The following is a 14896-nucleotide window of genomic DNA, read 5'->3' as shown; positions in this document are numbered from 1 at the left end:
CGAAAGCGACCGCCAGAATGATCCGATGGCTGAAGACCCCGAGTCCTCAGGTGTTGTTTGATCGACAATTGGTATGGATTGCATTGGGACTCATGTTAATCGGTTTGGTGATGGTGACTTCGGCATCATTTCCTGTGAGTTCACGGCTGACCGATCAACCGTTTCATTTTATGTTTCGTCAGGCGACTTTTTTAGCGTTAGCCTTAGTTGTGTCTGCGGTTGTGTTGCAAATACCGTTATATCGTTGGTTTCAGTACAGCTCATTGTTATTAGCGCTCTCATTTGTGTTGTTGGTGATTGTCCTGATTGCCGGGAAGTCGGTGAATGGTGCATCTCGTTGGATTCCTTTGGGACTGTTTAACCTACAGCCTGCTGAAGTTGCAAAACTGACATTGTTTATTTTTATGTCTGGCTATTTGGTCAGAAAGCATGAGGAAGTCCGGCAAACCTTTTTTGGCGGGTTCATGAAACCGATCATGGTGTTCTCCTGTCTGGCCATTTTGCTGTTGCTTCAGCCAGACCTTGGCACGGTCGTTGTGATGTTGGTGACTTTATTCGGCATGCTATTTATTGCCGGTGCAAAGTTGTCACAGTTTATTGCGTTGATGGTTGCCGGGGTGATTTCAGTCATCGGACTGATCATCGCTGAACCGTATCGTATTCGTCGGGTGACATCGTTTCTCGACCCGTGGGAAGACCCTTTCGGCAGTGGTTATCAGTTGACACAATCACTGATGGCTTTCGGCCGCGGTGGCTGGTTTGGTCAGGGACTTGGAAATTCGATTCAAAAACTGGAGTATTTACCTGAGGCGCATACCGATTTTGTCTTTGCTGTCTTAGCCGAGGAACTTGGATTTGTCGGGGTTGTTCTGGTCTTGCTGTTACTGATGTGGTTAGTGATGAAAGCGATATTCATCGGTAAAAAGGCATTTGAGCATGAGCAACAGTTTGGTGGTTATCTTGCTTTCGGTATTGGTATTTGGTTTGCCTTTCAGACATTAGTCAATGTTGGGGCGGCTGCGGGGATTGTTCCGACCAAGGGGTTAACGCTGCCACTTATCAGTTATGGTGGTTCGAGCTTAATTGTAATGTCTGTTGCGGTTTCAATCTTATTGAGAATTGATTTTGAATGCCGACTCGCAGATGTGGAAAGAGAAGTTGTAAAGAACGCAGATGAACAAACATAAACGTTTAATGGTTATGGCAGGTGGTACCGGTGGACACGTTTTCCCCGGACTTGCCGTTGCCAAAGCACTACAAGCGCAAGGATGGGAAATTCGTTGGTTGGGAACCGCTGACCGAATGGAAGCAGAATTGGTTCCTAAGCACCAGATTGAGATTGATTTCATCCAAGTCAAAGGATTGCGGGGACAGGGCATTTTGCGCTTATTGAAAGCGCCGTTTCAAATTATCAATGCAATTTTTCAGGCCCGAGCTTATATCAAACAATGGCAACCTGATGTGGTGTTAGGGATGGGCGGCTATGTGAGCGGTCCCGGAGGCGTTGCAGCATGGCTGTTGGGGATTCCGGTTGTGTTACATGAACAGAATGCGGTTGCAGGTTTAACCAATCGTTGGCTTGCTCGCATTGCCCGACGTGTTTTTCAGGCTTTTCCCGGAGCGTTTCCGGATGCTGATGTCGTCGGTAACCCGGTACGCACTGACGTGGCCCGATTGACTGAGCCGATGCAGAGAATGAAAGATCGCCATGGTCCCATTCGTATATTAGTGATGGGCGGGAGCCAAGGGGCTCGAATTTTGAATCAGACGATGCCTGATGCGATGGCATTGTTGGCGAATCATCCGGTTGAAATTCGTCATCAGGCCGGTAAGGGAAATCAGTCGTCTGTTGAACAACAATATCGTCAACAACACATTGAACATGTTTGCGTGACAGAATTTATTGATGATGTGGCCGAAGCTTATGCATGGGCTGATTTGCTGATTTGTCGGTCTGGCGCGTTAACGGTTTCTGAAATTGCAGCCGCTGGTGTGGGAGCAATTTTTGTTCCCTTTATGCACAAAGATCGCCAACAGGCACTGAATGCTGATCATTTGGTTGCAGCAGATGCTGCGATGATGATCGAGCAACCACAACTGAGTGCGCAGAAAATGGCTGATGCGATCGCTCAACTTGATCGAAGCCGATTGCGCGATATGGCTGCGAAAGCCAGACAACAAGCGCAACCTGATGCCGATAAGATCGTTGCGAATGCGATCATCTCTTTAACTGAATAATGGAAAGTTTCATGACAATGACCTATACGCCTGACTTATCCCAGCTTAGAACAATCGTTCCTGAAATGCGTCGGGTGAAGAGTATTCACTTTGTCGGGATTGGTGGCGCAGGTATGAGTGGTATCGCTGAAGTTCTGTTGAATGAAGGCTATCAGATCACCGGATCCGATATCGCGGCAAATGCGATCACCGATAGTTTAAAGGCGAAAGGTGCGATCATTCACATTGGGCATCAGGCGGCAAATGTTGCGAAAGCGAGTGTTGTCGTTGTTTCGACTGCCATTGATATGCATAACCCTGAACTCGTCGAAGCCAGAGAAAGACGTGTACCGATTGTGCGTCGGGCAGAGATGTTGGCTGAACTGATGCGCTTCCGTCATGGGATTGCTGTCGCGGGAACACATGGAAAAACGACGACGACCGCTTTAGTGACACAAATCTATTTCGAAGCCGGGTTAGACCCGACATTCGTCAATGGCGGGTTAGTCAAAAGTGCAGGCACAAATGCACGATTGGGGAGTAGCCGGATCCTCATCGCTGAAGCCGATGAAAGTGATGCCTCTTTCTTACATCTGCAACCGATGGTTAGTATTGTGACCAATATCGAAGCGGATCATATGGACACCTATCAAGGCGATTTTGAAACCCTGAAACGAACGTTTATCGAGTTTTTACATAATTTGCCTTTTTATGGTCAGGCGATCCTCTGCATTGATGACCCTGTCGTCCGAGAACTGATTCCTCAATTGAGTCGTCATGTGGTCACATATGGCTTTTCACAAGATGCTGATGTTCGTATCGAAAATTATCAGCAACGTGGTCAACAGGGTCAATTTACCGTGGTTCGCAAAGAACGCCAGAACTTATCGATTACTTTGAATATTCCCGGCCGTCATAATGCGATGAATGCAGCCGCAGCAATTGCTGTTGCCACTGAGGATGACATTAGTGATGAAGCGATTTTGAAAGCGATGGAAAGTACTCAGGGAACCGGTCGCCGCTTTGATCACTTAGGTGTATTCGATTCTGGACGAGGAGAAGTGATGCTGGTTGATGACTATGGTCATCATCCGACAGAAGTTGATGTGACGATTCAGGCTGCCAGAAGCGGTTGGGCTGAAAAACGCTTAGTGATGATTTTTCAACCGCATCGCTATAGTCGCACCCGAGACTTATACGATGACTTTGCTAATGTACTTGAGCAGGTTGATGTGTTGATTATGCTGGATGTTTATCCGGCAGGCGAAAAACCGATTGCCGGCGCGGATGGGCGTTCATTATGCCGCACGATTCGGAGTCGTGGCAAAATAGACCCAATATTTGTTCCCGATAGTCAAACGTTACCGAGTGTTCTCGCCAATGTATTACAAGATGGTGACTTAGTGTTGACGCAAGGTGCTGGTGATATTGGCAAAGTAGCGAGACAATTAGCATCATTGCAGTTGAATATCGATAAGATGCAACAAGTAGGATAAAAAACTAATATTTATCCGTTTCAAATAATGTGGAAGTTGGCATCAGAGCTAAATTTCTGTTTTTCTTTATTTGATACTTTGAGTGAGCTCAGTATAATCCGAAAGTTATAGTGAATGTTTTGCCACAATTGTAATTCGAAAGCAGGAACAACAAAATCAATTGATGGCTGATGGTGAACTTGAATGAAGCAAAGATTAATGAAAAGCCATCAGTTATCACTGTCGCCATGGCTCAGAGAACGAGTCTGGGGTGGGATTTTTCTGTTCTCGGTGACTTTCTTCATCGGATTGTTACTTTATTCAGCGTTAAGTTGGATGTGGGATGAAGACCGATTACCACTGTCCCGAATTATTTTGCAGGGACACTTAAAGTATGTCACGGCACATGATGTGCAGCAGGCGTTTGCCTCGTTGGAACATGTCGGAACATTTATGTCTCAGGATGTGGATCAGTTACAACGTAGTGTTCAAATGATTCCATGGGTTGAACATGCGTCGATTCGTAAGCAATGGCCTGATACGATTAAAGTGTTTCTGACTGAACACCAAGTTCAGGCGATATGGAATGGTCAGTCTCTTTTAGATGAACATGGTGTGGTATTTCATGGCGATTTAGGGGTTGTGCAAGGGGAACATGTCAAATTATATGGCCCTGAAAATTCGTCGGTTGAAGTACTTGATATGTGGCGAAAATATAATCCTGAGTTTCAAAAATTAGGATTGAATATTTCCTCTCTATTGCTCAATGAGCGAAGAGCTTGGCAGATAATACTGGATAACGGTATTCGACTTGAGCTGGGGAAAGAATCCATCAAGGAGCGAATCATGAGGTTCGTTGCACTTTATCGTTATTTTGGTCAAAAAGCTGAAAAAATAAGCTATATTGACCTCAGATATGATACCGGAGCTGCTGTCGGGTGGTTTTCGGAACAAGAGTTAGAACAAGAGAATACAACGGATGACAAAAATGACCGATGACAACATAATTGTAGGTCTCGATGTTGGCACGGCAACTGTTTCTGCTTTGGTCGGAGAAATATTGCCTGATGGGCAGATTAATATCATCGGTGCAGGAACAAGCCCATCCAGAGGCATGGATAAGGGTGGTGTCAATGATTTGGAATCGGTTGTAAAGTCCGTTCAGCGAGCGATCGATCAAGCTGAACTGATGGCGGAATGTCAGATTAGCAATGTTTTTTTATCAATCTCTGGTAAACATATTGCGAGTCGGATTGAAAAGGGAATGGGCACAATTTCTGAGGAAGAAGTTTCTCAGGAAGATATGGATCGGGCGATTCATACAGCGAAATCGATTAAGATTGGCGATGAGCAGCGAATCCTGCATGTCATTCCCCAAGAGTTTACGATCGATTACCAAGAAGGAATTAAAAATCCACTTGGTTTATCAGGCGTGCGCATGGAAGTCAGTGTGCATCTTATTTCCTGCCATAATGATATGGCTAGAAATATCATTAAGGCTGTCGAGCGTTGTGGGTTGAAAGTTGAACAGTTGGTCTATTCAGGACTAGCAGCCAGCAACGCCGTGATCACTGAAGATGAACGAGAACTCGGTGTCTGTGTGGTCGATATCGGTGCTGGAACGATGGATATTGCAATCTGGACCGGCGGAGCACTACGCCATACGGAAGTTTTTTCGTATGCCGGTAATGCTGTGACCAGTGATATTGCATTTGCATTCGGGACGCCCGTCAGCGATGCTGAAGAGATAAAAGTAAAATATGGATGTGCATTGAGCGAGTTAGTCAGTAAAGATGACACGGTTAATGTACCCAGTGTCGGAGGACGTCCTTCCCGGAGTTTGCAGCGTCAAACCCTGTCGGAAGTGATAGAGCCTCGCTACACTGAATTAATGGGACTGGTTCATCAGACTATCGATACTGTGCAAGAAAAGTTACGATCCGAAGGGATCAAACATCATTTAGCTGCAGGGGTCGTTTTGACGGGTGGTGCCGCTCAGATTGAAGGACTGGTCGAGTGTGCGGAACGTGTTTTCCGCAATCAGGTCCGTGTTGGGAAACCACTTGAAGTGAGTGGACTCACGGACTACGTAAAAGAGCCGTATCATTCTACGGCAGTTGGTTTACTTCATTATGCAAGGGATAGTCAAATTAGTGATGAGACAGAATATAGCGAACCTAAACGCCAATCGATGTCCGGACTATTTGGTCGTTTGCGTAATTGGATACAGAAAGAGTTTTAACCTGAGTTGCAGGAAAAACGGAGATAACACATGTTTGAACCGATGATGGAAATGTCTGACGATGCTGTAATTAAAGTCGTTGGAGTTGGCGGCGGCGGCGGTAACGCTGTAGAACACATGGTGCGTGAATCCATCGAAGGCGTGGAATTCATCAGTGTTAACACTGATGCACAGGCACTACGTAAGACGAGTGTAAGTGCTGTCATTCAAATTGGTGGTGATATCACCAAAGGGTTAGGTGCTGGTGCAAATCCTCAAGTAGGGCGTGATGCTGCTCTTGAAGATAAAGAAAAAATTAAAGAATACCTAACAGGTGCCGATATGGTGTTTATCGCAGCTGGTATGGGTGGCGGAACCGGTACTGGAGCGGCGCCAGTGATTGCTGAAGTCGCAAAAGAACTGGGCGTGTTAACAGTTGCTGTAGTTACCAAGCCGTTTAGCTTTGAAGGAAAGAAACGACTCGCCTTTGCAGAACAAGGCATCGAAGAGTTATCAAAACATGTTGACTCTTTGATTACGATTCCGAATGAGAAGCTGCTTAAGGTCTTGGGACGCGGTATCACGTTACTTGAAGCCTTTGGCAGTGCGAACGACGTATTGAAGAATGCAGTTCAGGGGATTGCTGAATTGATTACCCGCCCCGGTATGATCAACGTGGACTTTGCAGATGTGAGAACGGTCATGTCTGAAATGGGACATGCAATGATGGGGAGTGGTGTCGCAAAAGGCGAAGACCGGGCAGAAGAAGCCGCTGAAATGGCTATCTCCAGTCCGCTATTGGAAGATATCGACCTTGCTGGCGCACGTGGCGTACTGGTTAACATTACCGCTGGTCTCGATATGCGTCTGGATGAGTTTGAGACGGTTGGTAATACGGTGAAAGCATTTGCTTCAGATAATGCAACCGTTGTTATCGGTACCTCGCTTGACCCGGATATGGCTGATGAAATTCGTGTGACGGTTGTTGCAACAGGCATCGGCAATGAGAAGAAACCAGATATCACGCTCGTTGCCGGTGGTAAAGCAAATGCTCAGGCAGCAGCTAGCACTCAACAGCAAGCCGTATCACCACAGCAAAGCGGTGCTTCTCACGTTGCTGCGAAGACAGAAGAGAAAGCGGCATCGAAATTGCAGGGGAATGTTGAGTCAAAATCTCAGCCTTCATCGGCAAATTCTCAAGGCGCCGGTCAGAGTACGGCTCCGAAAGAGAAAGAAAGTGGTTATCTCGATATTCCGGCTTTTTTACGTCGTCAGGCTGATTGATTTATCATAATTTGACACCGCTCACAATTGTGATATTATTTGCGGCCAATAGTTATTTTGGCCGTGTTTTGTAGCACTGACATTGAGGCAAGTAGATGATCAGACAACGTACGTTGAAAGAGATAGTGAAAACAACTGGGGTGGGACTTCACTCTGGTCGGAAAGTCACGTTAACTCTTCGCCCTGCCGCTGCAAACACCGGTATCATTTATCGCCGAACTGACGTAACACCACCTGTTGATTTTCCGGCAAACCCAGAAGATGTACGTGACACCATGTTATGTACTGCGCTGGTGAATGACGAAGGCATCCGGATTTCTACCGTAGAGCATTTAAATGCAGCTCTGGCAGGGATGGGAATCGATAATGCAGTGGTTGAAGTCGATGCACCGGAAATTCCGATTATGGACGGAAGTGCCAGCCCGTTTGTATTTCTTTTACAGCAAGCTGGGATTGACGTTCAGAATGCACCGAAGCGATTCATTCGGGTGAAGAAGCCTGTTCGTTTTGAGGATGGTGATAAATGGGCCGAACTCGTTCCTTATCAAGGTTTTCGGATGGATTTTGAGATTGACTTTAACCATCCGGCAATTGAATCCGATGAGCAACGTCTATTATTTGACTTTTCATCTCAATCGTTTGTTCGGGATATTTCTCGGGCGAGAACATTCGGTTTCATGCGTGATATTGAATACCTACAGTCACAGAATCTTTGTCTGGGCGGTAGTTTCGATTGTGCCATCGTTCTGGATGACTATCGAATTCTAAATGAAGACGGACTCCGTTTTGCGAATGAATTTGTCACGCATAAAGTTTTGGACGCCATTGGTGATCTATACATGTGTGGTCATTCTATCGTCGGTGAATTTAGAGCTTACAAATCAGGACACGGTCTGAACAATCAGTTATTACGAGCACTTCTAGCAGACCAGGAAGCATGGGAATGGGCGACGTTTGGTGAAGACGTTGGTTCTCCGGTTGCTTTTGCCGATCCGAGTACTGTACTGGCTTAATCGACAATCTTTTTCGTAAAAAAAAAACCAGACTTTGTGTCTGGTTTTTTTGCATCAGGCTGTTGTTTATATGCGAGAGCCGCTGACTTATTCGTTTTTCTTGTTGGCAAGACAGGCAATATTTTCCAGTCTTTTTTTCACTTTCGGTGAAGCATGATCCGCGATGCATTTGAGTAGATCTGCTGTTTGAGAAGAAATTATTCGTGGATTTTTAGGCGTTTTATCTTCATCTGAAGATGATTTGATTCGATAAATTGATGGGTTGATCACCACTTCGAGACTGATCAGGTGAGCAAATCCCTGATTACGTAAATGACTCAGGATTTGTAAGCGCTCATAGTCCACTTTCATCTTGATTGCCGCACTGGCCACTTCCAGCACTAAATGACTGCGGCGAAGATTTGCCACGCGAACATAAGGCTGGGAGCCCCTTGGCAGCAGTGGCAAAATAATCTGACTGAGCTGATTGATTGACTCAGCATGTTTCTGAATTTCTTTCAGCTTTGAATTGCTGATTAATTCATTGGTCGCAGTCGGGCGGTGGTTTCTCATTATGGGATCCAATTTGCATCACTTTTGCTGTTCTATTCTATCTCAAATCGCTCGTCAATGGCGTGTCCGGTGTTTCTTTCTTCGTTTGATGAATGATTTTAAGTATTGCAATCAAACAAATCATTGCTGATATTGGTGATCAGGCTAAAAATTCCTTACACTATATCCTTCTTAAAAGGATTGCCTTGAAAAACCATCGATAAGCCTCAATATCGGATAGACATGATTTATCTCAGTACACTTAGTTGATGACGGGTAGAGACTGATGGAACAAGAATAGATCTCAAATGATCTAAGCACAGAGAGATTTGGATAAAAATGATAACTAAGCTACTGACTAAGGTTATTGGTAGCCGCAATGACAGAACATTGCGACGCCTGAGAAAAATTGTTAAAGAAATCAATAATTATGAACCTGCTTATGAAGCGTTCTCTGATGAAGATTTAAAAGCGAAAACGATTGAATTTCGGGAGCGTTTGGCTCAGGGAGAAACACTCGACCGACTCCTTCCTGAAGCGTTTGCAACGGTTCGCGAAGCATCGAAACGCGTGTTTGGCATGCGTCATTTTGATGTTCAGCTGATTGGTGGGATGGTTCTTAATGGCGGGCAAATCGCCGAGATGCGTACAGGTGAGGGGAAAACGCTGACAGCGACTCTGGCCGCTTACCTGAATGCTTTACCGGGACATGGTGTCCATGTCGTCACCGTGAACGATTATCTTGCCAAACGGGATGCTGAAACCAACCGGCCGCTGTTTGAATTTTTGGGCATGACCGTTGGTGTCAACGTCCCCGGAATGATGCCTCAAGAGAAGCAAGAAGCCTATCTGGCCGATATTATTTATGGGACAAACAATGAGTTCGGATTCGATTACTTACGCGATAATATGGCGTTTCGTAAAGAAGACCGTGTTCAGCGAGCTCGCTTTTTCGCGATAGTCGATGAGGTGGACTCTATCCTGATTGATGAAGCCAGAACACCACTGATTATTTCCGGCCCTGCTGAAGATAGCTCTGAATTGTACACTCGTATTAATACCTTGATTCCTTTGCTGAAAAGGCAAGAAAAGGAAGATTCGGAAGAGTACCGTGGCGATGAACACTACACCGTTGATGAGAAAGTGAAACAGGTCTACCTGACAGAAACCGGGCAAGAATATGTCGAGGAACTGTTGGTGAAAAATGGCCTGATGAATGAAGGGGATACCCTATACTCTCCAGCGAATATCAGCTTGCTCCATCACGTGAATGCAGGGCTTAGAGCGCATGTTTTGTTTGAGAAAGATGTCGATTATATCGTTTCAAACGAAGGCGAAGTGATTATTGTTGATGAACATACTGGGCGGACAATGGCCGGTCGTCGCTGGTCTGATGGTTTGCATCAGGCCGTTGAAGCCAAAGAAGGGGTGAAAATCCAGAATGAGAACCAGACATTAGCCTCGATTACCTTCCAGAACTACTTCCGCCTCTATGACAAACTGTCAGGTATGACAGGGACTGCCGATACAGAAGCATTCGAATTCCAGACCATTTATGGTTTGGAGACTGTGGTGATTCCAACCAATAAACCGATGATCCGTGATGATATGGCGGATGTTGTTTACCGGACTGAAACCGAAAAATTTGCAGCGATCATTGAGGATATTAAAGAGCGGGTACAAAAAGGGCAGCCCATCTTGGTGGGGACGATTTCAATTGAGAAATCCGAGCTTCTGTCTCAGGCGCTGAAAAAATCTAAAGTAAAACACAATGTATTGAATGCTAAGTTTCACGAAAAAGAGGCTGAAATTGTTTCTGAAGCGGGTAAGCCCGGTTCTGTTACGATTGCAACCAATATGGCTGGTCGTGGGACAGATATCGTCTTAGGTGGTAGTTGGCAGTCAAAAGTTGATACTCTGGACAACCCGACTCAGGAACAGATTGACCAAATCAAAGCGGAGTGGCAGAAAGTACATGAACAGGTACTTGAAGCTGGTGGTTTGCATATTATCGGTACCGAGCGACATGAATCCCGCCGGATCGATAACCAGTTGAGAGGACGTTCTGGCCGACAAGGGGATGCGGGGTCATCGCGTTTCTATCTTTCAATGGAAGACGCACTGCTGAGAATCTTTACTTCGGATCGAATGGCCGGTCTGATTCAAAGTGGTATGGATGAAGGTGAAGCAATTGAAAGCAAGCTGCTGTCTCGCTCCATAGAAAAAGCACAGCGTAAGGTCGAAGGACGCAACTTCGATATTCGTAAGCAGTTGCTGGAATATGATGATGTTGCCAATGATCAGCGTAAGGTTGTTTATGAGCTCCGTGATGAGTTGATGGAAGCGGAAGATATTCAGGAAATGCTCGAGCAGAACCGTTTCGATGTGTTCACTGCTGTCATTGACGAATATATTCCACCGCAGTCTCTGGAAGATATGTGGGATATTCAGGGATTACACAATCGCCTGAAGCACGATTTTGATCTGAATTTGCCGATTCAGGCGTGGTTGGATGAAGATGATAAGTTGTATGAAGAAGTGCTTCGTGAGCGCATCATTACAGAAGCCGTCAACGTTTACAAAGAGAAAGAGACATTAGTTGGCGTGGAAGTGCTACGTAATTTCGAAAAATCCGTCATGCTACAAACGCTGGATACATTATGGAAAGAACATCTGGCAGCGATGGATCATTTACGGCAGGGAATTCATTTACGTGGCTATGCACAAAAAAATCCTAAGCAGGAATATAAACGCGAGTCGTTTGAACTGTTTGAAGGTCTGCTGGATTCTCTGAAATCTGATGTGATTACAATTCTGTCAAAAGTTCGGGTTCAACAACCTGAAGAAGTTGATGAGATGGAAGCTCGTCGTCAGGCTCAAGTCGAAGAGGCGGCTCGTCATGCGCAAGCTCAACATGCTACGAGTGATACCTTGCAAGGCGACGAATCACAAGAAGGCCATCAGCCACTGGTTCGTGAAGAGAAAAAAGTTGGACGTAATGAGCCTTGCCCATGTGGTAGCGGCAAAAAATACAAGCAGTGCCATGGACGTATTGCATAAAAATTCAACATAGTTAGAGAGCCGCTGACCAAGCGGCTCTTTTTTTGCCAAGCAATTATCGTTAGACTCGATGGATTACAGCGTGTCAGAGGGATGTATGAAAAGAACACATATTGTTGCTGCGATCATTTTCAATCAGGATCAATCACAAGTCTATATTACCAAACGGCCAGCGCATCTGCATAAAGGCGGATTTTGGGAATTTCCCGGTGGCAAAGTCGAGAGCGGGGAGTCGATTGAAGCAGCGATTCACCGTGAGTTAGACGAAGAGATTGGCATTGACGTTGTTGTTCAACATCCATATCAGCATCTGACTCATGATTATCCGGAGAAGTCACTGGTGTTTGACTTTATTTCGGTGACGGATTTTACCGGCACGCCTTATGGCAGAGAAGGTCAGGAAGGGCAATGGGTTTCTATTGCTGCACTGACTGACTATCAATTTCCGGAAGCGAATCAGCCCATCGTTGAACAACTCATTGATGACTTTTCCCGTTGAGCCGAACTGGCGTCAATAGAGCGATATTAGGCCATGAAGCGTGAACAAGCCTAGCCACATTGATGGAATGTTGTTAGTTTAGATAAATAAATCAAGACATATGAAATACGGATGGAATTTTTCGATTCGTATCTGAGTAGAATGGAGAAGTTAGCAATGGTTAAAATTGCAATAGCAGGTGCTGCCGGTCGCATGGGGCGTAACCTCGTCAAAGCTACACATCATCATGATGTCGCAACTGTCGGTGTGGGGTCTGAGCGTCCGGAATCATCACTGGTTGGTGTCGATATCGGAGAGTTATGTGGTGAGGGGCACTTTGGTGTCACATTGGTTGATAATCTGGAAAATGCAATTGATCAATTTGACGTCATTATTGACTTCACATCACCCGTGAGCACCTTGGCAAATATCGCGTTATGTAAAAAGCACGGCAAAAGTATTGTCATTGGTACAACTGGATTTTCTGATTCTGAAATTGCACAAATTCATCAGGCTGCACAAGAGATTCCGGTGATCATGGCTCCTAATTATAGTGTCGGCGTGAATTTGGTATTCAAACTACTGGAAAAGGCCGCCAAGGTCATGGGCAGCTACTGTGATATCGAAATCGTTGAAGCGCACCATCGCCACAAAGTGGATGCACCATCCGGGACAGCTTTAGGGATGGGAGAGGCGATTGCTCATGCAATGGGCAATGAACTGAAAGATGTCGCTGTCTATGCCAGAGAAGGTATTACGGGTGAAAGACGCCGGGAAGAAATAGGCTTCGCGACGATTCGGGCCGGAGATATTGTCGGTGAACACACAGCAATGTTTGCTGATCTTGGTGAGCGAGTTGAGATTTCTCATAAAGCTTCTGACCGGATGACTTTTGCCAATGGTGCCGTGAAAGCTGCGATTTGGTTATCAGACAAACCCGCTGGCTTTTATACGATGACGGATGTCCTTTCTCTTAATCAACTTTAAATACATAATTATGCGCTGGATGTCTCCGGCGCATTCGATTCTTCTCAAATTATAAATCTCACTTTTGCTCTATCATCAGCCATGCGAGGGGCTCTTTTATTTTATATAATAAAAGACATGACAATTTATTGGTGTTAAAGGCAAGAAAAGTTATCTTTTAATGCTTCCGTTATCGATTGCGTTAGTTTGTTTATTTTTTTTGTGAGTTCTTTTTATACATTTCTCCTTTTTTGACTTATGTCTCCCTTTTGTCGTTTGATAATGCATATTTAATGTGTCTTTTTACTCTGTTCATTTTGTTTTTTTATATAACACGGTAAAAAACACATTTAATAAATTTTGAATATTGACACAAATCACAGATATCTATAAGATGCGTCTAATTTGTCCGAAATACACTATGGTCCTAACCTATAGTGACTAAGGAAGGCAAATTTGCAGTTTAATCTAAATTTTTTGCATTTTTATTCTGGAGGTTGTCTTGAGCAAGTCAGCACTGTTAGTCCTAGAAGATGGGACAGTGTTCCACGGACTGTCCATTGGCGCAGATGGCGTCTCCGTTGGTGAAGTCGTTTTTAATACCTCGATGACGGGGTACCAAGAAATCCTCACTGATCCTTCCTACTCCCAACAAATCGTCACACTGACCTATCCCCACATTGGTAATACCGGCACTAACTCAGAAGATGAAGAATCCTCAGACATTCATGCCCAAGGACTCATTATTCGTGATTTGCCATTGATTGCGTCGAACTTCAGAAGTGAGCAAAGTTTATCTGAGTATCTGAAGGGTCGAAATATCGTTGGAATCGCGGACATCGACACACGAAAATTGACTCGGATCCTTCGTGAGAAAGGTGCTCAAAGCGGTTGTATTATGGCAGGTGATAACTTGGATGAGTCACTTGCTTTTGCAAAAGCGAAAGAGTTTCCCGGCCTGAAAGGCATGGATTTAGCCAAAGTTGTGACAACCAAAGAAGCTTATGAGTGGACACAAGGATCTTGGTCTTTGGCAAGTGGACTCCCTCAGGCTAAAAGTGAAAGTGAGCTCCCTTATCATGTCGTTGCATACGACTTTGGCGCCAAGAGAAATATTTTGCGGATGTTGGTTGACCGTGGATGCCGTCTGACCGTTGTTCCGGCAGAAACCCCAGCGGAAACGGTTTTAGCCATGAATCCTGATGGTATTTTCCTGTCAAATGGACCGGGGGACCCGGAACCTTGCACATACGCCATTGACGCGACAAAAGCCTTTTTGGAAAAAGGGATTCCACTCTTTGGTATCTGTTTGGGGCACCAAATTCTCGCGCTGGCATCCGGTGCAGGAACGATCAAAATGAAGTTTGGTCACCATGGTGCAAACCATCCGGTCAAAGACATCGAGCGAAATGTTGTGATGATTACCTCGCAAAACCACGGCTTTGCGGCGGATGAAACCAGTTTGCCGGCAACGCTGAAAGCGACCCATAAATCATTGTTTGACGGTTCTCTTCAGGGCATTCATCGTACTGATAAACCTGCGTTTAGTTTCCAGGGGCATCCCGAAGCGAGCCCCGGGCCACATGATGCAGCGCCTCTATTTGATCACTTTATTGAACTTATCCAACAACACCGTGCTTAATTCGGAGCG

Annotated in this window: 12 protein-coding genes; 11 read left to right on the top strand and 1 reads right to left on the bottom strand. The window is 45.3% G+C overall.

Annotated features, from left to right (window positions below; all coding sequences use genetic code 11):
- Nucleotides 1–17 precede the first annotated feature (17 nt).
- From ftsW to lpxC, 7 genes are all read left to right on the top strand, one after another.
- Nucleotides 18–1187, top strand: coding sequence for a cell division protein FtsW (ftsW, locus tag OCU60_RS13900; protein WP_074371801.1), 1170 nt, complete (start codon nucleotides 18–20; stop codon nucleotides 1185–1187).
- Nucleotides 1174–2238 (top strand): undecaprenyldiphospho-muramoylpentapeptide beta-N-acetylglucosaminyltransferase, encoded by a 1065-nt coding sequence (gene murG / locus OCU60_RS13895; RefSeq protein WP_074371800.1) that lies wholly within the window; start codon nucleotides 1174–1176, stop codon nucleotides 2236–2238. The genes ftsW and murG overlap by 14 nt, the downstream gene beginning before the upstream one ends.
- 11 nt (nucleotides 2239–2249) lie before the next feature.
- A complete protein-coding gene (murC, locus tag OCU60_RS13890; RefSeq protein WP_074371799.1) occupies nucleotides 2250–3713 on the top strand; it encodes a UDP-N-acetylmuramate--L-alanine ligase in 1464 nt (487 codons plus the stop codon).
- 183 nt (nucleotides 3714–3896) lie between these two features.
- On the top strand, nucleotides 3897–4691 hold the full coding sequence (locus OCU60_RS13885; RefSeq protein WP_074371798.1) for a cell division protein FtsQ/DivIB: 795 nt from the start codon (nucleotides 3897–3899) through the stop codon (nucleotides 4689–4691).
- Nucleotides 4672–5934: a cell division protein FtsA gene (ftsA, locus tag OCU60_RS13880; protein WP_072956012.1), complete on the top strand. Its 1263-nt coding sequence runs from the start codon at nucleotides 4672–4674 to the stop codon at nucleotides 5932–5934. Before OCU60_RS13885 ends, ftsA begins: the two co-directional genes overlap by 20 nt.
- Before the next feature lie 30 nt (nucleotides 5935–5964).
- The gene (ftsZ, locus tag OCU60_RS13875; RefSeq protein WP_074371797.1) at nucleotides 5965–7197 is read left to right on the top strand and encodes a cell division protein FtsZ; all 1233 of its coding nucleotides are present in this window, start codon (nucleotides 5965–5967) and stop codon (nucleotides 7195–7197) included.
- Between the two features lie 95 nt (nucleotides 7198–7292).
- Nucleotides 7293–8210, top strand: coding sequence for a UDP-3-O-acyl-N-acetylglucosamine deacetylase (gene lpxC, locus OCU60_RS13870; RefSeq protein WP_074371796.1), 918 nt, complete (start codon nucleotides 7293–7295; stop codon nucleotides 8208–8210).
- Between the two features lie 87 nt (nucleotides 8211–8297).
- Here the strand turns inward: lpxC and OCU60_RS13865 are convergent, their stop codons facing one another.
- A complete protein-coding gene (locus OCU60_RS13865; protein ID WP_074371795.1) occupies nucleotides 8298–8762 on the bottom strand; it encodes a DUF721 domain-containing protein in 465 nt (154 codons plus the stop codon).
- 318 nt (nucleotides 8763–9080) lie between these two features.
- Between OCU60_RS13865 and secA the strand changes: the two genes are divergently transcribed.
- From secA to carA, 4 genes are all read left to right on the top strand, one after another.
- A complete protein-coding gene (gene secA, locus OCU60_RS13860; RefSeq protein WP_074371794.1) occupies nucleotides 9081–11801 on the top strand; it encodes a preprotein translocase subunit SecA in 2721 nt (906 codons plus the stop codon).
- Between the two features lie 97 nt (nucleotides 11802–11898).
- Entirely contained in the window at nucleotides 11899–12300 is a 402-nt protein-coding gene (gene mutT, locus OCU60_RS13855; protein WP_074371793.1) for an 8-oxo-dGTP diphosphatase MutT, read from the top strand.
- Nucleotides 12301–12456: 156 nt separating this feature from the next.
- Nucleotides 12457–13266 (top strand): 4-hydroxy-tetrahydrodipicolinate reductase, encoded by an 810-nt coding sequence (gene dapB, locus OCU60_RS13850; RefSeq protein ID WP_074371792.1) that lies wholly within the window; start codon nucleotides 12457–12459, stop codon nucleotides 13264–13266.
- Nucleotides 13267–13747: 481 nt separating this feature from the next.
- The gene (gene carA / locus OCU60_RS13845; RefSeq protein WP_074371791.1) at nucleotides 13748–14887 is read left to right on the top strand and encodes a glutamine-hydrolyzing carbamoyl-phosphate synthase small subunit; all 1140 of its coding nucleotides are present in this window, start codon (nucleotides 13748–13750) and stop codon (nucleotides 14885–14887) included.
- Nucleotides 14888–14896: the final 9 nt, after the last annotated feature.

It is taken from the genome of Vibrio spartinae (assembly GCF_024347135.1).
Classification (GTDB): Bacteria; Pseudomonadota; Gammaproteobacteria; order Enterobacterales; family Vibrionaceae; genus Vibrio; species Vibrio spartinae.
Note: the sequence above shows the minus strand (reverse complement) of the source record. Positions and strands in the feature narration are given on the sequence as shown.